The 19,230-nt window shown below is 39.9% G+C and carries 34 protein-coding genes and 1 pseudogene; all 35 read left to right on the top strand.

The features are described from left to right. The first annotated feature begins 11 nt into the window (after positions 1 to 11). Complete coding sequence (locus G0Q07_RS20660; RefSeq protein WP_246223026.1) at positions 12 to 860, top strand: peptidase domain-containing ABC transporter; 849 nt, start codon at positions 12 to 14, stop codon at positions 858 to 860. 6 nt (positions 861 to 866) lie between these two features. Further along, positions 867 to 2,174 (top strand): HlyD family secretion protein, encoded by a 1,308-nt coding sequence (locus G0Q07_RS06260; RefSeq protein WP_163345279.1) that lies wholly within the window; start codon positions 867 to 869, stop codon positions 2,172 to 2,174. 355 nt (positions 2,175 to 2,529) lie between these two features. Continuing rightward, positions 2,530 to 2,904 carry a 30S ribosomal protein S12 gene (gene rpsL, locus G0Q07_RS06265; RefSeq protein ID WP_163345280.1) on the top strand — a complete coding sequence of 125 codons (375 nt, stop codon included), beginning with the start codon at positions 2,530 to 2,532 and terminating at the stop codon, positions 2,902 to 2,904. 134 nt (positions 2,905 to 3,038) lie between these two features. Next, positions 3,039 to 3,515 (top strand): 30S ribosomal protein S7, encoded by a 477-nt coding sequence (gene rpsG / locus G0Q07_RS06270; protein ID WP_163345281.1) that lies wholly within the window; start codon positions 3,039 to 3,041, stop codon positions 3,513 to 3,515. Between the two features lie 57 nt (positions 3,516 to 3,572). Beyond that, the gene (gene fusA / locus G0Q07_RS06275; protein ID WP_163345282.1) at positions 3,573 to 5,684 is read left to right on the top strand and encodes an elongation factor G; all 2,112 of its coding nucleotides are present in this window, start codon (positions 3,573 to 3,575) and stop codon (positions 5,682 to 5,684) included. A gap of 22 nt (positions 5,685 to 5,706) precedes the next feature. Next, positions 5,707 to 6,012: a 30S ribosomal protein S10 gene (gene rpsJ, locus G0Q07_RS06280; protein WP_038558987.1), complete on the top strand. Its 306-nt coding sequence runs from the start codon at positions 5,707 to 5,709 to the stop codon at positions 6,010 to 6,012. A 22-nt stretch (positions 6,013 to 6,034) separates the two neighbouring features. Beyond that, positions 6,035 to 6,664, top strand: a complete 630-nt coding sequence (gene rplC / locus G0Q07_RS06285) for a 50S ribosomal protein L3 (RefSeq protein WP_163345283.1) — start codon at positions 6,035 to 6,037, stop codon at positions 6,662 to 6,664. Further along, entirely contained in the window at positions 6,655 to 7,284 is a 630-nt protein-coding gene (gene rplD, locus G0Q07_RS06290) for a 50S ribosomal protein L4 (protein WP_163345284.1), read from the top strand. Before rplC ends, rplD begins: the two co-directional genes overlap by 10 nt. 12 nt (positions 7,285 to 7,296) lie before the next feature. Beyond that, on the top strand, positions 7,297 to 7,587 hold the full coding sequence (gene rplW, locus G0Q07_RS06295; RefSeq protein WP_163345285.1) for a 50S ribosomal protein L23: 291 nt from the start codon (positions 7,297 to 7,299) through the stop codon (positions 7,585 to 7,587). A 20-nt stretch (positions 7,588 to 7,607) separates the two neighbouring features. Beyond that, positions 7,608 to 7,838 carry a hypothetical protein gene (locus tag G0Q07_RS21390; RefSeq protein ID WP_449504575.1) on the top strand — a complete coding sequence of 77 codons (231 nt, stop codon included), beginning with the start codon at positions 7,608 to 7,610 and terminating at the stop codon, positions 7,836 to 7,838. After that, entirely contained in the window at positions 7,808 to 8,431 is a 624-nt protein-coding gene (rplB, locus tag G0Q07_RS06300) for a 50S ribosomal protein L2 (protein ID WP_449504577.1), read from the top strand. The genes G0Q07_RS21390 and rplB overlap by 31 nt, the downstream gene beginning before the upstream one ends. Before the next feature lie 13 nt (positions 8,432 to 8,444). Continuing rightward, a pseudogene (gene rpsS, locus G0Q07_RS06305) lies at positions 8,445 to 8,713 on the top strand (30S ribosomal protein S19). Between the two features lie 26 nt (positions 8,714 to 8,739). Then, entirely contained in the window at positions 8,740 to 9,159 is a 420-nt protein-coding gene (rplV, locus tag G0Q07_RS06310) for a 50S ribosomal protein L22 (protein ID WP_038559005.1), read from the top strand. A 6-nt stretch (positions 9,160 to 9,165) separates the two neighbouring features. Next, a complete protein-coding gene (rpsC, locus tag G0Q07_RS06315) occupies positions 9,166 to 9,876 on the top strand; it encodes a 30S ribosomal protein S3 (RefSeq protein ID WP_163345287.1) in 711 nt (236 codons plus the stop codon). A gap of 28 nt (positions 9,877 to 9,904) precedes the next feature. Continuing rightward, complete coding sequence (gene rplP, locus G0Q07_RS06320; RefSeq protein WP_163345288.1) at positions 9,905 to 10,327, top strand: 50S ribosomal protein L16; 423 nt, start codon at positions 9,905 to 9,907, stop codon at positions 10,325 to 10,327. Positions 10,328 to 10,340: 13 nt separating this feature from the next. Continuing rightward, the gene (rpmC, locus tag G0Q07_RS06325; RefSeq protein ID WP_163345289.1) at positions 10,341 to 10,544 is read left to right on the top strand and encodes a 50S ribosomal protein L29; all 204 of its coding nucleotides are present in this window, start codon (positions 10,341 to 10,343) and stop codon (positions 10,542 to 10,544) included. Positions 10,545 to 10,551: 7 nt separating this feature from the next. Continuing rightward, entirely contained in the window at positions 10,552 to 10,815 is a 264-nt protein-coding gene (gene rpsQ / locus G0Q07_RS06330) for a 30S ribosomal protein S17 (protein WP_163345290.1), read from the top strand. 2 nt (positions 10,816 to 10,817) lie between these two features. Further along, positions 10,818 to 11,183, top strand: coding sequence for a 50S ribosomal protein L14 (rplN, locus tag G0Q07_RS06335; protein WP_163345291.1), 366 nt, complete (start codon positions 10,818 to 10,820; stop codon positions 11,181 to 11,183). A gap of 17 nt (positions 11,184 to 11,200) precedes the next feature. Continuing rightward, positions 11,201 to 11,524 carry a 50S ribosomal protein L24 gene (rplX, locus tag G0Q07_RS06340; protein WP_163345292.1) on the top strand — a complete coding sequence of 108 codons (324 nt, stop codon included), beginning with the start codon at positions 11,201 to 11,203 and terminating at the stop codon, positions 11,522 to 11,524. Continuing rightward, positions 11,524 to 12,081, top strand: a complete 558-nt coding sequence (rplE, locus tag G0Q07_RS06345) for a 50S ribosomal protein L5 (protein ID WP_163345293.1) — start codon at positions 11,524 to 11,526, stop codon at positions 12,079 to 12,081. Before rplX ends, rplE begins: the two co-directional genes overlap by 1 nt. A gap of 2 nt (positions 12,082 to 12,083) precedes the next feature. After that, positions 12,084 to 12,353: a 30S ribosomal protein S14 gene (gene rpsN, locus G0Q07_RS06350; protein WP_163345294.1), complete on the top strand. Its 270-nt coding sequence runs from the start codon at positions 12,084 to 12,086 to the stop codon at positions 12,351 to 12,353. A 21-nt stretch (positions 12,354 to 12,374) separates the two neighbouring features. After that, on the top strand, positions 12,375 to 12,782 hold the full coding sequence (rpsH, locus tag G0Q07_RS06355; protein ID WP_163345295.1) for a 30S ribosomal protein S8: 408 nt from the start codon (positions 12,375 to 12,377) through the stop codon (positions 12,780 to 12,782). A 15-nt stretch (positions 12,783 to 12,797) separates the two neighbouring features. Beyond that, positions 12,798 to 13,352 carry a 50S ribosomal protein L6 gene (gene rplF, locus G0Q07_RS06360; RefSeq protein ID WP_163345296.1) on the top strand — a complete coding sequence of 185 codons (555 nt, stop codon included), beginning with the start codon at positions 12,798 to 12,800 and terminating at the stop codon, positions 13,350 to 13,352. A 19-nt stretch (positions 13,353 to 13,371) separates the two neighbouring features. Next, entirely contained in the window at positions 13,372 to 13,728 is a 357-nt protein-coding gene (gene rplR, locus G0Q07_RS06365; RefSeq protein ID WP_163345297.1) for a 50S ribosomal protein L18, read from the top strand. Positions 13,729 to 13,734: 6 nt separating this feature from the next. Continuing rightward, the gene (locus G0Q07_RS21395) at positions 13,735 to 13,884 is read left to right on the top strand and encodes a hypothetical protein (RefSeq protein ID WP_449504578.1); all 150 of its coding nucleotides are present in this window, start codon (positions 13,735 to 13,737) and stop codon (positions 13,882 to 13,884) included. Continuing rightward, the gene (locus tag G0Q07_RS06370; RefSeq protein WP_449504580.1) at positions 13,857 to 14,249 is read left to right on the top strand and encodes a ribosomal protein S5; all 393 of its coding nucleotides are present in this window, start codon (positions 13,857 to 13,859) and stop codon (positions 14,247 to 14,249) included. Before G0Q07_RS21395 ends, G0Q07_RS06370 begins: the two co-directional genes overlap by 28 nt. 7 nt (positions 14,250 to 14,256) lie before the next feature. Further along, positions 14,257 to 14,439 carry a 50S ribosomal protein L30 gene (gene rpmD, locus G0Q07_RS06375; protein ID WP_163345298.1) on the top strand — a complete coding sequence of 61 codons (183 nt, stop codon included), beginning with the start codon at positions 14,257 to 14,259 and terminating at the stop codon, positions 14,437 to 14,439. A gap of 89 nt (positions 14,440 to 14,528) precedes the next feature. Continuing rightward, on the top strand, positions 14,529 to 14,975 hold the full coding sequence (gene rplO / locus G0Q07_RS06380; protein WP_163345299.1) for a 50S ribosomal protein L15: 447 nt from the start codon (positions 14,529 to 14,531) through the stop codon (positions 14,973 to 14,975). Positions 14,976 to 14,981: 6 nt separating this feature from the next. Next, positions 14,982 to 16,313, top strand: coding sequence for a preprotein translocase subunit SecY (gene secY, locus G0Q07_RS06385; protein ID WP_163345300.1), 1,332 nt, complete (start codon positions 14,982 to 14,984; stop codon positions 16,311 to 16,313). A gap of 62 nt (positions 16,314 to 16,375) precedes the next feature. Continuing rightward, positions 16,376 to 16,597, top strand: coding sequence for a translation initiation factor IF-1 (gene infA, locus G0Q07_RS06390; protein WP_038559066.1), 222 nt, complete (start codon positions 16,376 to 16,378; stop codon positions 16,595 to 16,597). Positions 16,598 to 16,664: 67 nt separating this feature from the next. Next, the gene (gene rpmJ, locus G0Q07_RS06395; RefSeq protein WP_074780216.1) at positions 16,665 to 16,781 is read left to right on the top strand and encodes a 50S ribosomal protein L36; all 117 of its coding nucleotides are present in this window, start codon (positions 16,665 to 16,667) and stop codon (positions 16,779 to 16,781) included. Between the two features lie 24 nt (positions 16,782 to 16,805). Next, a complete protein-coding gene (gene rpsM / locus G0Q07_RS06400; protein ID WP_163345301.1) occupies positions 16,806 to 17,183 on the top strand; it encodes a 30S ribosomal protein S13 in 378 nt (125 codons plus the stop codon). Positions 17,184 to 17,195: 12 nt separating this feature from the next. Next, positions 17,196 to 17,585: a 30S ribosomal protein S11 gene (gene rpsK / locus G0Q07_RS06405; RefSeq protein ID WP_163345302.1), complete on the top strand. Its 390-nt coding sequence runs from the start codon at positions 17,196 to 17,198 to the stop codon at positions 17,583 to 17,585. An 18-nt stretch (positions 17,586 to 17,603) separates the two neighbouring features. Further along, entirely contained in the window at positions 17,604 to 18,212 is a 609-nt protein-coding gene (gene rpsD / locus G0Q07_RS06410) for a 30S ribosomal protein S4 (protein WP_163345303.1), read from the top strand. Positions 18,213 to 18,231: 19 nt separating this feature from the next. After that, positions 18,232 to 19,224, top strand: coding sequence for a DNA-directed RNA polymerase subunit alpha (locus G0Q07_RS06415; RefSeq protein WP_163345304.1), 993 nt, complete (start codon positions 18,232 to 18,234; stop codon positions 19,222 to 19,224). The last annotated feature ends 6 nt before the right edge of the window (positions 19,225 to 19,230 follow it).

The following is a 19,230-nucleotide window of genomic DNA, read 5'->3' on the forward strand; positions in this document are numbered from 1 at the left end:
TTATTAGCTTTATGCATACAGCACAGGATGCCAGGATTAGTTTAGAACGACTGGCTGAAATACACGAGAAAAAAGATGAGAACGAAGCCGGGAAATCATATGTAAGAAATCTGCCGGAAAATAAAGGGATATCCGTTAGCGATCTGGTTTTTCAGTATGAAGGGCCGCGTTCGCCAAAAGTTTTAAATAATATCAATCTTGAAATTCCGGAAAAGAAAACCACTGCAATTGTAGGAACCAGCGGAAGCGGTAAAACCACTCTGATAAAATTGTTGCTCGGATTCTATCCGCCGGTGGCAGGCGATATTAAAATTGGAGGGACAAGGTTGTCCAATTATTCACCTCAAATGTGGCGCGACAAGTGTGGCGTTGTGATGCAGGATGGTTTTATTTTTTCCGACAGCATTGCAAAAAATATTGTCGTAAACGACGAACTTGTTGATCAGGAGCGCTTGTTAAATGCCGTTAAAATGGCTAATATTCAAGATTATATTGAAGCGCTGCCGTTGAGTTATAATACAAAAATTGGTCAGGAAGGCGTTGGTTTAAGTCAAGGGCAGAAACAGCGGATATTGATTGCGCGCGCCATTTACAAATCGCCGGAATATTTGTTTTTCGATGAGGCAACAAATGCACTTGATGCCAACAACGAGAAAATGATTATGGAGAACATGGATAAGTTCTCGGCAGGAAAAACAGTGGTTGTGGTGGCGCACCGTTTAAGTACGGTAAAAAATGCCGATCAGATTGTGGTGCTCGATACGGGCGAAATTGTTGAACGGGGAACGCACGAAGAATTGATCGCAAAACAAGGAAAGTATTATCAGCTGGTTAAAAATCAGTTGGAATTAGGTAATTAATTACAAATGGCAGACGATCAGAATAATATAGAAATCCGATCCGGCGAAGTTCAGGAGATACTTGGGGGAGTTCCGTCGCGCGTTGTGCGATATGGAATTCTTGTGTTCGCGGCTATTTTTTCGCTGATCATTCTATTTAGTTTTATCTTTTATTATCCCGATATTTTACGTTCGAACATTGTGGTAACCACCGAAAATCCACCGGCTACATTAGTTGCGCGTGCAACCGGTAAGATAGATCAATTGTTTGTTGAAGATAAAGACCATGTTAAATCCGGCCAAACCATTGCCTTGATTGAAAATCCGGCAAATTATAATGATGTGCTTGAATTAGAGCAAATGATAAATGCCGTTCAGCCGGCTTTTGATACCCTTAATTTTACCGTTTCGGAGCGGTTTAATAAAAGTTTACAGCTTGGGGCAGTGCAAGAGTATTATTCGCAGTTTTTAACCCGTTACGAAGAGTTGAATGAATTCTATCAGCGCAACTACTATACGTTGAAAGAGGAGTCGTACAAGGAACAGTTGAAAAATGCACGGATTCTTTACGACCGGCTTTGGGAGCAAAAAGAGGCCATTAATAAGGAATACCAGATTAAGCTGCGCAATTACGAGCGGCAGAAAAAATTGCTGGCTGGTGATGTGGTGTCTTCAACAGTGCTGGAAGATGCGGAATCAGAAATGTTAAGTAAAAAATCGGAGTTAGATGGCATTCGTTCAACATTGGCCGAAAGACAAATTGGCATAAGCGAACTGGATCAAAAAATCATTGAAAACGAAAAGGAATATCACGATTTTAAAACTCAATATGAATCGGCATTAATTGAGGCCTTTAATAACCTGAAGAGCCAGGCAAGCGACTGGTTTTTAACTTATGTGTTGCGTTCGCCAATTGATGGAGTAGTTACTTTTAATAAGTTTTATGCGGAGAATCAGAATATTGCAGAAGGAGATCGTGTTTTAACCATCGTGCCAGAAGATGTGGGCGAAGTGATTGGTAAGGTAGAACTTCCTGTTCGGGGATCGGGAAAGGTAAAAGAAGGGTTGGATGTAAACGTGAAATTCGACAATTACCCTTACATGGAATACGGTTTGGTGCGCGGTAAAGTAAAAAGTGTTTCGCTGGTACCCGAAGATAGTTTTTATATGGTAGAAATCATTTTTCCTAACGGTTTGGTAACCAATTACAATAATATATTGCAAATGCAAAGTCAGTTAATGGGGCAAGCCGAAGTTATAACCGAAGATCTGCGTCTTATTCAGCGCATTTTTAACCCATTAAAATCGCTTTGGAAGGAAAGGATAAATCAGTGATCTTTGTTCCATCTCAGCTGCAATTTGCATTTAGAAATATTCACCTTATTAATTGTGGGCTGGCGATTGTAAAATTGAATATGAAAGAAATGCTAAGTCCGTTGTTCTTTTTTCCCGGAATCGTCCTTTCTTCGTCGTTCTACAAGCTTCTCTCTCTCAATCCTTTTCAATCTTAATTTTTTCAAAAAAAAGATTAAAACCTATTGTGCTTTGATTAAAATTTGTACTTTTGCGAGCCGTTTTTAGGGGGAAAGTGCGCTTTTTCGTCTCGAAACGATTGATAATTAAGGATTTTTGCATAATTTTGCAGTCCATTTTGAATAAAGATTATTAACTATATAAAAAACAGGTAGTTATGCCAACTATTCAACAGTTAGTTAGAAAAGGAAGACAAGTTAAAGTCGAGAAAAGTAAGTCTCGGGCTTTAGATTCATGCCCACAACGTCGTGGAGTATGTGTTCGTGTTTATACCACTACGCCAAAGAAACCTAACTCGGCAATGCGTAAAGTTGCAAGGGTAAGGTTAACCAATGGCAAAGAAGTGAATGCTTACATACCGGGTGAAGGCCACAATCTTCAGGAGCACTCAATTGTGCTTGTTCGTGGAGGTAGGGTGAAAGACCTTCCGGGTGTACGTTACCACTTAATTCGCGGTGCATTGGATACCGCCGGTGTTGAAGGTCGTCTTCAGCGTCGTTCGAAATATGGTGCGAAAAAACCGAAAAAATAAACAAGTAAAAAGAGTAATTAACTACGTTATTTTCAGTGGTTTGGTTGAGTAAGGAATTCTCTCGATTGTCTTCCGGAGATGAACTGAAGACCGCCTAAGGGCAGCCGATTTAGATAACACTAAAAAGTTTTAAAATGAGAAAGTCAAAACCAAAGAAGAGGATTTTGTTACCAGATCCAAAATTTAATGATGTTCTGGTAACTCGCTTTGTAAACGACCTGATGGTACATGGTAAAAAATCTACAGCTTACAGCATTTTCTACGATACTATGGATCTGATAGAAAAACGCATGAAAGATGCAGAGCAATCACCACTTGAAGTTTGGAAAAAAGCATTGGAGAACATTACTCCAAATGTAGAGGTTAAGAGTCGCCGTGTTGGTGGTGCTACATTCCAGGTTCCAATGGAAGTTCGTCAGGAAAGAAAAAATGCCATCAGCATGAAGAATATGATCATATTTGCCCGTAAACGCTCGGGAAAATCAATGGCTGATAAATTATCTGCAGAGATTATTGCTGCTTTTAATGAAGAAGGTGGAGCATTCAAGAGAAAAGAAGATACGCACAGAATGGCAGAAGCTAACCGTGCATTCGCACACTTCAGATTCTAGTTTAGAGATAGTATAATATAGTTTAGTAAAATTGGTAATAGAAAATAGGTTTAAAAAATGGCTAAACAAGATCTGAAATATACCAGAAACATTGGTATTATGGCGCATATCGACGCCGGTAAAACCACTGTAACAGAAAGAATTCTGTTTTATACGGGTTTGACTCACCGTATTGGTGAGGTGCACGATGGTGCCGCTACCATGGACTGGATGGAGCAAGAGCAGGAAAGAGGTATTACTATTACTTCTGCTGCAACTACTACTTTTTGGAAGCACAAAGAGCAGGAATACAAAGTAAATATTATAGATACACCAGGACACGTTGACTTCACTGTTGAGGTTGAGCGTTCATTGAGAATCCTGGACGGAACTGTAGCATTGTTCTGCGCCGTTGGTGGTGTAGAAGCACAGTCGGAAACAGTATGGCGTCAGGCCGAAAAATATGGTGTTCCGCGTATTGCATTTGTAAATAAAATGGACCGTCAGGGTGCTGATTTCTTTAATGTTTATAAAGAAATTAAAGAAAAATTAGGTGCTAATCCGGTACCAATGCAAATTCCTATTGGTTCTGAAGAAACTTTCGAAGGGGTAATCGACCTCGTTGAAATGAAGGCAATCCGCTGGGAAGATGACGCAACAATGGGAACCAAGTATGTGCTTGATGAGATTCCTGCTGATTTGCAAGAGCAAGCTGAAGAGTGGAAAGAAAATTTGGTTGAAGCAGTAGCTGAAGTTGATGACGAGATCTTAGAACGTTATTTCGAAGATCCAGATTCAATAACTAAAGACGAAATGTTGGCTGTAATCCGTAAAGCAACTTTGGAAGGAGTAATCATTCCAATGATGTGTGGATCAGCGTTTAAAAATAAAGGTGTTCAGCGTTTGCTGGATGCTGTATGTGAGTTCTTGCCATCACCACTTGATAAAGGTGAAATTAAAGGCAAAAACCCTGTAATTGATAAAGAAGTTACACGTAAGCCTGATGCTGATGAGCCATTGGCAGCTTTGGCATTTAAAATTGCTACCGACCCATTTGTTGGTCGTTTGGCATTTATTCGTGTATATTCTGGTAAAATCGAATCGGGTTCTACTGTTTACAACTCGCGTACAGGAAAAAAAGAGCGTATCTCGCGTTTATACCAGATGCACTCTAACAAGCAAAACCCAAAAGATGTTATCGAAGCAGGTGATATTTGTGCTGCAGTAGGTTTTAAAGATATTCGTACCGGAGATACACTGGGCGACCTTAAAAACCCAATCGAGCTGGAAAGCATGGATTTCCCGGAACCGGTAATTGGTATTGCCATTGAGCCTAAGTCGCAAAAAGATGTTGACAAATTAGGAAATGGATTGGCAAAACTGGCAGAAGAAGATCCCACATTCGTTGTTCGTACCGATGAAGATTCAGGTCAGACTGTAATTCGCGGTATGGGTGAACTTCACCTTGAAATTTTGGTTGACCGTTTACGTCGCGAATTCAAGGTAGAATGTAACCAGGGAGCGCCACAAGTTGCCTACAAAGAAGCAATTACTCAGTCGGTTGAATTGCGCGAAGTATTTAAGAAACAGACAGGTGGTCGCGGTAAATTTGCCGATATTATTGTAAAGGTAGAACCTGCTGAAGAAGGAAAAGAAGGTCTTGAATTTATCGATTCGGTAAAAGGTGGACGTATTCCTCGTGAATTTATTCCTTCTGTAGAAAAAGGTTTTAAAGATGCATTGTCAAATGGTCCGTTAGCAGGATTCCCTATCGATAGCCTGAAAGTAACTTTGATTGATGGTTCGTTCCATCCTGTAGATTCAGACCAGTTATCGTTCGAGATTTGTGCTCGCCAGGCATTTAAAAGTGCTGCATCGAAAGCAAAACCTGCACTTCTTGAGCCAATTATGAATGTTGAGGTTGTTACTCCTGAGGAGTACATGGGTGATATTATTGCCGACCTTAACCGTCGTCGTGGCGAAATTGCAAGTATGGATAGCAAAGGTAACGCGAAAGTAATCGAAGCAAAAGTTCCACTGTCAGAACAATTTGGTTATGTTACCGTATTACGTACACTTTCATCGGGTCGTGCTACTTCTTCAATGGAATTTAGCCATTATGCCGAAGTGCCACGAGGTTTGGCCGAGAAAGTGTTGACAGATGTACAAGGAAGAATTGATTTATTATAATAATTTGTAACAATTTTCTCTTATGAGTCAAAAGATCAGGATTAAGCTAAAATCGTACGATCACAACTTGGTAGACAAGTCGGCTGAGAAAATCGTTAAAACCGTAAAAACTACAGGTGCTGTAGTAAGTGGTCCTATTCCACTTCCTACTCATCGCAGAGTTTTCACCGTTTTACGTTCAACCTTCGTAAATAAAAAATCGAGGGAGCAATTTCAGTTGTCATCTTACAAACGTTTGATCGACATTTATAGCTCAACCGCTAAAACAATCGACGCATTAATGAAGCTGGAGCTTCCTAGTGGCGTTGAAGTAGAAATTAAAGTTTGATAATCTAAAGTAGTCGAAAAAAATGGCTGGTATTATTGGAAAAAAAATCGGAATGACATCCGTATTCAGTGTTGAGGGGAAAAACATCCCATGCACTGTGATTGAGGCCGGACCTTGTGTAGTTACACAAGTGAAGACGGCAGAGACCGACGGCTACGAAGCGCTTCAGTTAGCTTATGGCGAGAAAAAAGACAAGCACGCCACTAAAGCTGAAGTTGGCCACTTTAAAAAGGCTGGTGTTTCACCAAAGCGCAAAGTAGTAGAGTTTCATAACACCTATCAGGAAGAGTTTGAAATGGGACAAGAGATTGATGTTAGCATCTTCGAAGAGAAGGACTATGTTGATATCATCGGAGTTTCAAAAGGTAAAGGTTTTCAGGGTGTAGTAAAACGTCACAATTTCCGTGGTGTTAATGATGCTACACACGGTCAGCACAACAGGCTGAGAGCACCTGGTTCTATCGGTGCATCATCATGGCCTTCACGCGTATTTAAAGGTATGCGTATGGCTGGTAGAGACGGTGGTAAGACAATTACTATCGAAAACCTTGAAGTAGTAAAGATTATTCCCGAGAAGAATGTAATAGTGGTAAAAGGTTCGGTACCTGGCGCCAAAGGTTCATACTTAATTATTAGAAAACAATGGAACTAAGTGTACTGAATATAGAAGGAAAAGAAACCGGAAAGAAAGTCACTTTAAACGACCAGATTTTCGGTATTGAACCCAGCGACCACGCCATTTATTTGGATGTAAAACAATACATGGCTAACCAACGCCAGGGTACAAGTAAAACTAAAGAACGGGCTGAAATAACAGGAAGCACCAAAAAGATTAAAAGACAAAAAGGTACCGGTACGGCACGTGCAGGTAGTATCAAGTCTCCTTTATTCCGAGGTGGTGGTACTATTTTTGGTCCACGTCCGCGTAACTACGGTTTCAAGCTGAACAAAAAAGTAAAGCATTTGGCCCGTAAATCAGCTTTAACTTACAAAGCAAACGATAAGAGCATCGTTGTTATTGAAGACTTCAATTTTGAAGCTCCGAAAACAAAAGAGATGGTAGCCTTACAAAGTAATCTGCAAATAGCTGAAAAAAAGGCACTTTTCGTTTTACCAACTGAAAATAATAACATATATTTGTCGTCGCGAAATTTGCGAGACGTATCGGTTGTAACTGCTTCTGAGTTAAGTACTTATCAGATTTTGAATGCAAAAGCGATTGTGCTTTGCGAAGGATCTGTTGCGAAAATTGAAGAAGCATTTAAACTTTAACGGATAAAAAAAATGGAAATATTAGTAAAACCATTAGTTACAGAAAAAATGACCGACCAGTCGGAACGTTTTAACCGTTACGGTTTTGTGGTAGCTCGCGATGCAAGTAAACCTGAAATTAAAAAAGCGGTTGAAGATCTTTATAACGTTTCGGTTGAAAGCGTGAATACCATGGTTTATGGTGGTAAAGTAAAATCGAGATACACCAAAGGCGGTATTATTACCGGTAAAACAACAACTTACAAAAAAGCTATTGTTACTTTGGTTGATGGAGATAGTATTGACTTTTATAGTAATATATAATCGTATAATTAATTAGTATTATGGCAGTAAGAAAACTGAAACCAGTAACTCCGGGTCAGAGGCACAAAGTAATTGGTGCTTTTGATACCATTACTGCATCTACGCCTGAAAAATCATTGTTGGAGCCCATTAAAAAGTCCGGTGGTCGTAATAACCAGGGACGTATGACAATGAGGTATATAGGCGGGGACATAAACGCAAATACCGTATTATCGACTTTATGCGCGATAAAGACGGTGTTGCAGCTGTAGTCGATTCAATTCAGTACGATCCAAATCGTACTGCTCGCATCGCGCTTCTGAAATACGAAGACGGTGACAAACGTTACATGATTGCGCCTAACGGGTTGCAAGTTGGCCAAACTGTAAAGAGCGGTACTGGAATCGAACCTGAAGTTGGGAATTGTCTTCCCCTGGCTGAAATACCTCTGGGTACTTTGGTACACAACATTGAACTTCATCCCGGACAGGGTGGAGTTATGGCGCGTAGTGCAGGTGCATACGCACAATTGACCTCACGTGAAGGTAAATACGCAATTTTGAAATTGCCTTCAGGCGAATCTCGTATGGTACTTACGTCCTGCAGGGCTACAGTAGGTACGGTTGGAAATACAGAACATATCGTTGAGAAATCGGGTAAAGCCGGTCGCTCGCGTTGGTTAGGAAGAAGACCTCGTGTTCGTGGTGTAGTAATGAATCCTGTCGATCACCCAATGGGTGGTGGAGAAGGTAAAAACTCAGGAGGACACCCAAGATCACGAAATGGTATGCTTGCGAAAGGTTATAAAACCCGTTCGAAGAAAAAAGCTTCCAACAAGTATATTGTAGAACGTAGGAAAAAATAAAGAGGAATAAATTATGAGTCGTTCATTAAAAAAAGGCCCTTTTATCGATTTCAAGCTAGAACGTAAAGTTGTAGCGATGAATGAATCGAACAAAAAATCGGTTGTGAAAACCTGGGCTAGAGCATCAGTAATTTCTCCTGATTTTGTAGGACACACTATTGCAGTACATAATGGAAACAAGTTCATCCCGGTATATGTCACCGAAAATATGGTGGGACACCGTTTGGGCGAATTTGCTCCAACCCGTACATTCAGGGGCATGCTGGTAATAAGAAAAGATAGGCATTAATATTTAAAAAGTAAGTACAATGGGTGCCAGAAAAAGACTAGCAGCAGAGAAAAGAAAAGAAGAGAAAAAACAACAATATTTTGCTGTTTTAAGAAACTGCCCTACATCTCCAAGGAAAATGAGGTTAGTAGCCGATATGATCCGTGGAATGGAGGTTAATAAAGCGTTAGATGTATTGAAGTATTCTTCAAAAGAAGCATCGCGCAGGGTAGAAAAACTTCTGCTTTCGGCCATCGCCAATTGGCAGGCTAAAAACGAAGGAGTTCGTTTAGAAGAAAGTGAACTTTACGTATCACAAATCATGGTAGATTCAGGTCGTATTTTGAAACGTTTACGTCCGGCTCCCCAGGGTCGTGCACACCGTATCAGAAAACGCTCGAATCACGTGACTATTTACGTAGACAGTAAAGAAAGTGTTGTTGAAGAAAACCTTAATTAATAGTACATGGGACAAAAAGTAAATCCGATAGCAAATCGTTTGGGTTTCATCAAAGGATGGGATTCAAACTGGTTCGGTGGTGATAATTACGGCGATAAGCTGGTTGAAGACCAAAAGATCAGGAAATACCTGAACGCTCGTTTGGCCAAAGCCAGCATCTCAAGAATCGTTATAGAACGTACCTTGAAGCTGATCACCATAACCGTTCATACTTCGCGACCAGGTATTATTATTGGTAAAGGAGGTCAGGAAGTTGACAAACTGAAAGAAGAATTAAAAAACATTACCAAAAAAGAGGTTCAAATCAACATTTTCGAGATCAAACGTCCTGAACTGGACGCTAAGATCGTTGCAAATAACATCGCACGTCAGCTTGAGGGTAAGATTGCTTACCGTAGAGCTGTTAAAATGTCCATCGCTTCAACCATGAGAATGGGAGCCGAAGGAATCAAGATTTTGGTTTCGGGTAGGTTAAACGGAGCAGAAATGGCACGTGCCGAGATGTATAAAGACGGCCGTACTCCGCTACATACTTTGCGTGCAGATATTGACTACGCATTGGCAGAAGCATTAACAAAAACCGGACTTATTGGAATTAAAGTTTGGATTTGTAAGGGTATGGTATATGGAAATCGCGACCTTTCTCCTAACCTCGGACAAAAGTCCGGACGTGGTGGAAACAGAGGTGGTGGTAACCGCAACCGTCGTAGAAAATAGTGGTTTAACACTCATAATCTAAAAAAGGATGTTACAGCCAAAAAAAGTAAAATTTAGAAGAGTACAAAAGGGCCGAATGAAAGGTAACGCACAACGCGGAAACCAATTGGCATTTGGTTCATTTGGAATAAAGTCGTTGGAAGAGTCGTGGATTACCGGTAGGCAAATTGAAGCTGCCAGGGTTGCGGTAACACGTCACATGCAACGTCGTGGACAAATTTGGATCCGAATATTCCCCGATAAACCGATTACCAAAAAGCCAGCCGAAGTAAGGATGGGTAAAGGTAAAGGTGCTCCTGAAGGATTTGTTGCTCCGATAGCTCCGGGCCGTATTATTATTGAAGCTGATGGTGTTCCGTTAGGAATGGCTAAAGAAGCTTTAAGACTAGCAGCTCAGAAACTACCGGTAAAAACAAAGTTTATGGTTAGACGTGATTATGTTGAAGAATAAAATTAGGTGAATCATGAAAGTAAGTGAAATCAAAGAAATGGCGATCAACGAAATCGTTGAGCGTCTGCAGATTGAAAAAGAAAATCTTGTTCGCCTAAGAATGAATCATGCCGTATCGCCGCTTGAGAATCCTAACAAAATTAAGGAAACTAAAGCAGCCATTGCACGCTTGAATACAATTCTTCGCGAAAGAGAATTAAACGAAAATCAGAAGTAATTCAACGATGGAAAATAAAGTAAGAAATCTCAGAAAGGAGAGAGTCGGGGTCGTTGTTAGTGATAAAATGGACAAATCGATTGTGGTTGCTGAAAAACGCAAGGAAAAGCACCCGATCTATGGTAAGTTCGTTAACAAAACTACCAAGTTTCATGTCCACGATGAGAAAAATGATTGCAACATTGGCGATACAGTAAGGATTATGGAAACTCGTCCTTTAAGTAAAACCAAGTGTTGGAGAGTAGTTGAAATAATTGAAAGAGCTAAGTAATCATGGTACAACAAGAATCAAGATGTTCAGTAGCCGATAATAGTGGAGCAAAAGAAGTTTTGGTGATCCGTGTATTAGGCGGAACACGTAAACGATATGCTTCGTTAGGCGACACTGTTGTGGTTACTGTAAAAAGTGCACTTGCCGGAGGCGAGATGAAAAAAGGTACTGTATCACGCGCAATTGTTGTACGTACGAAAAAAGAAAATCGTCGTCAAGACGGTTCTTATATTCGTTTCGACGATAACGCAGTAGTACTTCTTAACAGCGCAAACGAAATGCGGGGAACTCGTATTTTCGGGCCGGTAGCACGTGAATTACGCGAGAAGAATATGAAAATTATTTCACTCGCTCCAGAAGTATTGTAATAAGAAAAAAGCTCAAAATGCAGAAAAAGTTACACATAAAAAAAGGTGACACTGTGGTTGTGATCGCTGGTAACAGTAAAGGCCAAAAAGGTCGTGTACTGGAAGTGATCCGAAAAACCGACAGAGCAATAGTTGAAGGTGTGAACATGATGAAAAAGCATACCAAACCTAACGCGGAAGCGCCACAGGGAGGTATTGTTGAACAGGAAGCACCGGTGCATATTTCCAACCTTATGTTGGTTGATCCTAAAACAGGTGAAGCCACACGTATTGCAAGGAAATTGAATGACGATGGTAAATTAGTTCGTATTTCGAAAAAATCAGGAGAGGAGATAAAGTAATGGCTTACGTACCAACTCTTAAGAAGAAATATCAGGAAGAAATTATCCCTGCCTTAAAGAAAGAGTATGATTACTCTTCTGTAATGCAGGTTCCGAAATTAGAAAAGATCATCCTTAACCAGGGTGTTGGAGCAGCAATCGCCGACAAAAAACTGATCGACGTAGCAACAACCGAAATGACAATGATAGCCGGCCAGAAAGCCGTACAAACAATGTCAAAAAAGGATATCTCTAATTTCAAATTGAGAAAGAAAATGCCAATTGGCGTGCGTGTTACATTGCGTCGCGACCAAATGTATGAATTCTTAGATCGTTTAATTGCTGTGGCACTGCCACGTATTCGCGACTTTAAAGGTATCGAAAGCAAAATGGACGGTCGTGGAAACTACACACTTGGCGTTCCGGAACAAATAATTTTCCCGGAGATCGTACTTGATAAAGTTAGTAAGATCAACGGAATGAATGTTACCTTTGTCACTTCTGCACAAACCGATGAAGAAGGTTTTGCTTTGTTGAAAGAATTAGGTCTACCATTTAAAAATGTTAAAAAGAACTAGTAATGGCTAAAGAATCAATGAAGGCACGCGAAGTGAAACGTGCAAAATTAGTTGAGAAATACGCCGAAAAACGTGCCAAGCTGAAAGCTGAAGGCGATTGGGAAGGTTTGCAAAAACTACCTAAAAATTCGTCGAGAGTACGTTTGCACAATCGTTGTAAACTAAGCGGACGTCCGAAAGGATATATGCGCCAATTCGGTATCAGCAGGATTGATTTTAGGGAAATGGCCTCAAACGGCTTAATTCCTGGAGTTAAAAAGGCAAGTTGGTAATCGTTAAAAGAAACTTGAAAAATGAGTAAAGTAACAGATCCAATAGCAGATTATCTGACAAGGGTAAGAAATGCAATTATGGCAAAAAACCGTGTAGTTGACATTCCAGCTTCAAACTTAAAAAAAGAAATAACCAAACTCTTAAAAGAGAAAGGTTACATCTTAAACTACAAATTTGAAGAAGGTGTTGGCGTTCAGGGTAATATTAAAATTGCGTTGAAATACAATACAGAAACAAAAGTATCTGCAATAAAAGCGTTAAAACGCATTAGTAAACCAGGTTTGCGTCAATACTGCGATTCCGCAAGTATTCCACGCGTACTAAATGGTTTAGGCATAGCAATAATCTCTACCTCTAAAGGTGTAATTACCGATAAAGAAGCTCGTGAGCAAAAAGTAGGTGGAGAAGTATTATGTTACGTGTATTAATAGGGAGGAACAGTCATGTCAAGAATAGGAAAATTACCCATTTCAATACCAGCAGGAGTAGAAGTAAAAGTTAACGACAATGTTGTTAGCGTAAAAGGACCTCTGGGTGAATTGACTCAGCAAGTTGATCCGTCAATCGATGTTGCAGTAGAAGATGCAACAATCGAAGTTAAAAGAAACGGCGAATCAAAACGCGAAAAGTCAATGCACGGACTGTACCGATCTTTGATCTATAACATGGTGGAAGGCGTATCGAAAGGATACGAAATAAAAATGGAATTAGTTGGTGTAGGTTATCGTGCAGAAGTATTGCCAGATAACGTGCTCGACCTTGTATTAGGTTTTGCTCACCACACTTACCTGCAACTTCCATCAGAAGTAAAAGTAGAGGCTGTATCTGATAAACGTAGTACTCCAAGTGTGACTCTAAAAAGTCACGACAAACAATTAATTGGTCAGGTGGCCGCGAAAATCAGATCATTCCGTAAACCTGAACCTTACAAAGGAAAAGGTATTAAGTTTGTTGGCGAAGAATTGAGGCGTAAAGCTGGTAAAGCCGCTGCAAAATAATTTTTTAAGATTAATTATTATGGCATTAACAAAAGTTCAAAGGCGAGCAAGAATAAAAAGTCGCGTACGCACAGTTGTTTCCGGCACAGCAGAACGTCCAAGATTAAGTGTTTACAGAAGTAACAAACAAATCTACGTTCAAGTTATCGACGATGCACAAGGAACAACTTTGTTGGCAGTTTCATCTTCAGATAAAGGTATCGCAGGAAACAGCGGATCAAAATCTGAAAAGGCTGCGATGGTTGGTAAAGCAGTTGCTGAAAAAGCACTGGCAGCCGGAATTACTGAAGTTGTATTCGACAGAGGTGGTAATTTATACCACGGAAGAGTAAAACAATTAGCTGACGCTGCCCGCGAAGGTGGCCTTAAATTCTAATACATTATGGCGAAAGTAAGTAATAAAGTAAAAACAAGCGACCTGGAATTAAAAGACAGGTTGGTAGCCATTAACCGTGTAACCAAAGTAACAAAAGGGGACGTACATTTAGTTTTTCTGCCATTGTTATCGTTGGAAACGAGGATGGAATTGTAGGTTGGGGCCTTGGAAAAGCAAGTGAAGTAACTACTGCAATTTCAAAAGGTGTTGACGCAGCTAAAAAGAACCTGGTAAAAGTTCCGGTTATTAACGGAACAATACCACACGAACAAATTGCAAAATTTGGGGGAGCTAACATCCTGTTAAAACCTGCTTCATCGGGTACTGGTCTTAAGGCTGGTGGTGCGATGCGTGCAGTACTGGAAAGTGCCGGTATTAATGACGTTTTGGCGAAGTCAAAAGGTTCATCAAATCCGCACAACCTGGTAAAAGCTACAATGACTGCTTTAACCGAGTTAAGGGATGCTTATATGGTGGCAGAACACAGAGGTGTATCAGTGGAAAAAGTTTTTAAAGGATAACAGAGTTATGGCGAAATTAAAAATAACACAAGTAAAAAGTGGTATCGGTTCAACAAAACGACAAAAAGCAACATTGGAGTCGTTAGGGTTGAAAAAATTAAACCAACCTGTTGTTCACGAAGCTACCCCTCAAATTGTTGGTATGGCTAACAAATTGAGTCATTTACTGTCTATAGAAGAAGTGAAGTAATATTTCAAACTATTGAAATTATGAAACGGGTCTTGAGTACTCGAGACCCGTTCCATCTTATTCAATTGAATATAAAAATATTTAATAAGATGAATTTAAGCAACTTACAACCTGCAGAAGGATCGACTAAAACAACAAAACGAATTGGTCGTGGTCAGGGCACAGGCCGTGGCGGCACATCAACTCGTGGTCATAAAGGTCAAAAGTCGCGTTCAGGTTATTCAAGGAAAATCGGTTTCGAAGGTGGTCAAATGCCTTTGCAACGTGTAGTTCCAAAAATGGGATTTAAAAACATCAATCGTGTTGAATACAAAGCGATCAACCTTGATGTATTAGAGAACATTGCTACAAAGAATAACCTGACAGTAATTGACAAAGCATCCTTAATTAAAGCAGGTATCGTGTCGAAAAACGAGAACATTAAAATTCTCGGCGGTGGTATTTTAACTAAAAAATTAGACGTTAAAGCCAACGCATTTTCAAAAAGCGCGAAAGAAGCAATAGAAAAATTAGAAGGAACAACCGAAATACTTTAAACCGTAATGAAACGATTTATAGAGACCCTAAAGAATATTTATAAGATTGAAGATCTAAGGTTCAGAATTGGAACAACAATGTTTTTCCTGTTAATTTACAGGTTAGGTTCGTTTGTTTCGCTTCCGGGAATTGATCCGGCTCAGTTACAAAACCTGCAAAATCAGACTTCTGATGGATTGTTGGGATTGATTAACATGTTTTCGGGTGGTGCATTTGCACAGGCTTCAGTCTTTGCTTTAGGAATTATGCCGTATATTTCTGCCTCAATTGTTATCCAGTTAATGGGTATCGCAGTTCCCTATTTCCAGAGGTTGCAGAAAGAGGGAGAGTCAGGAAGAAGGAAAATTAATCAGATTACACGTTATTTAACCGTGTTAATTCTGATTCCACAAGCATCGGCATATCTAACCAATCTACACATGCAGTTACCCGATTCGGCTTTCGCAATGCAAGGAATATGGTTTAACGCCCCTTCTATTGTGATTTTAACAGCTGGGTCAATGTTTGTATTATGGTTGGGAGAACGTATTACCGATAAAGGAATTGGTAATGGTATCTCACTAATCATTATGATTGGTATTATTGCTCGTTTACCAATGGCCGTGGTTCAAGAATTTGGAGCACGTGTTACTGGTGGAGGTTTAGTAATGTTCCTGGTAGAGTTTGTTATTCTGTTCGTCGTGTTTATGGCATCAATTGCCCTGGTACAGGGAACCCGTAGGATTCCGGTTCAGTATGCGAAACGAATTGTTGGTAACAAACAATATGGCGGAGTACGTCAGTACATCCCTCTGAAAGTTAATGCCGCAGGTGTAATGCCTATCATTTTTGCGCAAGCAATTATGATGGTGCCTATTACCATTGTTGGTGTTGCTAATTCTGAAAATCTGCGTGGTGTGGCGGCTGCCTTATCAAACATCACTGGATTTTGGTATAATTTAACACAATTTTTATTAGTGGTAGCTTTTACGTATTTTTACACAGCTATTACTATTAACCCAACGCAAATGGCAGAAGACATGAAGAAAAACGGAGGTTTTATACCGGGTGTTAAGCCAGGAAAGAAAACTGTAGAATTTCTTGATGCCGTTATGTCGCGTATAACCTTACCGGGTTCCATTTTCTTAGGACTGGTAACAATTATGCCGGCATTTGCTATGATGATTGGGATTAGCCAGTCGTTTGCCCTGTTTTATGGGGGTACATCGCTGTTAATCCTTGTTGGTGTAGTGTTAGATACCCTGCAGCAGATTGAAAGTCACCTCTTGATGCGCCATTACGACGGCTTGATGCAATCAGGCCGAATTAAGGGACGTCCGGGGCTTGGAGGAATGTAAGACAAATTGTAACGAGATTATTGGTAAACAACTTATTCAAAAAAATTTAAAAGAGGATTTTTATGGCAAAACAACCATCCATAGAACAAGATGGAACAATTATAGAAGCATTATCGAACGCTATGTTTCGGGTAGAACTGGAAAACGGTCACGTGATCACAGGACATATCTCGGGGAAAATGCGGATGCATTATATTAAAATTTTGCCAGGGGATAAAGTAAAAGTCGAAATGTCTCCTTACGATTTAACTAAAGGTAGAATTACGTTTAGGTATAAAAACTAAAGATTGTATTTGAAACGAGTCCCGATAAATGTCGGACATCGATACAAAAAATTAAAAAATAATAAAGATGAAAACTCGTGTTTCAGTTAAAAAACGTAGCGAAGACTGCAAAATCATCCGCAGAAAAGGACGTTTGTATGTGATTAATAAAAAGAACCCTAAGTTTAAACAACGTCAGGGGTAATTAATCTTTTAAAAGAAGAATTTTATGGCACGTATAGTAGGTGTTGATATTCCAAGTAATAAAAGAGGTGAGGTTGCACTTACCTATATTTATGGTATTGGCCGCAGCAGGGCTGTCACAATCCTTGAAAAAGCAGGTGTAAAAAGTAACGTAAAAGTTCAGGATTGGAAGGACGAAGATTTAGCAGCTGTACGTGAAGTTATCGGTGATAGCTTCAAAGTAGAAGGTGAGCTAAGATCAGAAGTTCAGATGAACATTAAACGTTTAATGGATATTGGTTGTTACCGTGGTATTCGTCATCGTATCGGTTTGCCGGTTCGCGGACAAAGCACAAAAAACAACGCACGTACCCGTAAAGGTAAACGTAAAACTGTTGCGAATAAAAAAATGGCCACTAAATAAGGAATTTGAGTTATGGCAAAAAAAACAGGATCAAGTAGAAAGAGAACTGTGGTTGTGGAAGCCAATGGTATGGCTCATATCCACTCGTCTTTCAACAATATTATTGTTACGCTGACAAACATGAACGGAGAGGTTATCTCTTGGTCGTCAGCTGGAAAAAAAGGATTCCGTGGTTCGAAAAAGAATACTCCTTATGCGGCTCAGGTAGCTTCAGAAGAATGTTCTAAAACTGCTTATGACCTTGGACTGCGTAAAGTTAAGGTATATGTTAAAGGGCCTGGTAACGGTCGTGAATCTGCAATTAGGGCAATGGCTACCATTGGTATCCAGGTTACTGAAATTGTTGATGTAACACCGCTTCCGCACAACGGTTGCAGGCCACCTAAAAGACGTAGGGTTTAATTTTAAAACGAAAAGGAAATGGCAAGATATAGAGGACCAAAATCTAAAATCGCTCGTAAATTCGGTGAACCAATTTTCGGACCGGATAAAGTGTTCGAACACAAAAATTATCCACCGGGGATGCACGGTTTATCTTCTAAAAGAAGAAAAACTTCGGAATACGGGCTGCAGTTAAAAGAGAAACAAAAGGCAAAATATACCTACGGTGTATTGGAAAAGCAATTCCGCACACTTTTCAAAAAAGCATCAGCTGCTAAAGGTGTTACCGGTGAAGTATTGCTTCAGTTGTTAGAGTGTCGTCTCGACAACGTAGTATTCCGTATGGGAATTGCTAAAACACGTGCCGCGGCACGTCAGTTTGTAACACACAAACATATTACAGTTAACGGAAATTTAGTAAATATTCCATCGTACACGGTTAAATCTGGCGACGTTATTGGTGTTCGCGAGAAATCAAAATCGTTGGAAGAAATTACTGGCTCATTGCAATCTCGCAGAAGCTCACAGTACGAATGGTTAGAATGGGACGGCGAACAAATGGCCGGAAAATTCCTGAACCGTCCGGAACGTGAAGAAATTCCTGAAAACATCAAAGAGCAACTAATCGTAGAGTTGTATTCAAAATAATAAAATTACTTAGAATATTATGGCAATATTAGCATTCCAAAAGCCTGACAAGGTAATAATGTTAGAATCCGATGACAAGTTCGGACAATTCGAGTTTCGTCCCCTGGAACCGGGATACGGTATTACAATTGGTAATGCACTTCGTCGTATTCTGTTATCGTCGTTGGAAGGCTATGCAATTACAACTGTTAAAATTGAAGGTGTTGACCATGAGTTTTCTACGATTAAAGGAGTTATTGAAGATGTAACTGATATTATCCTTAATCTGAAGCAGGTACGTTTTAAAAACGAGGTGGAAGATTTTGACAGCGAAAAAGTATCTATTTCAATCAGCGGACAAGAAGAATTTACTGCTGGCGACATTAACAAATTTATGACCGGCTTCAGAGTATTGAATCCTGAGTTGGTAATTTGCAGAATGGAGTCGGATGTGAAAGTTCAAATGGAATTAAACATCAGCAAAGGACGTGGTTATGTTCCTGCTGTTGAAAACAAGCCGGTTGAAGAAGAATTTGGTGTAATTCCGATCGACTCGATCTACACACCAATTAAAAAGGTAAAATACGCCGTTGAAAACTATCGTGTTGAGCAAAAAACCGACTACGAAAAATTAGTACTCGATATTGCTACCGATGGTTCGGTTCACCCAAAAGATGCGTTGAAAGAAGCAGCTAAAATTCTGATTTATCACTTCATGCTATTCTCGGATGAAAAGATCACTCTTGACACCGACGAGAAATTTGCAAACGAAGAGTTTGATGAAGAAGTACTGCATATGCGTCAGTTGTTAAAAACTAAACTGGTTGATATGGATCTTTCAGTTCGTGCTTTAAATTGTTTGAAAGCTGCGGACGTAGATACATTGGGAGACCTGGTTACCTACAATAGAAACGACCTGCTGAAATTCAGAAACTTTGGTAAAAAATCGTTAACCGAATTGGATGACCTTTTGGATAACATGGGACTGAATTTTGGAATGGATATTTCCAAGTATAAACTTGATAAGGAGTAAAAGGCA

Source organism: Draconibacterium halophilum (assembly GCF_010448835.1).
GTDB classification, from domain to species: Bacteria; Bacteroidota; Bacteroidia; order Bacteroidales; family Prolixibacteraceae; genus Draconibacterium; species Draconibacterium halophilum.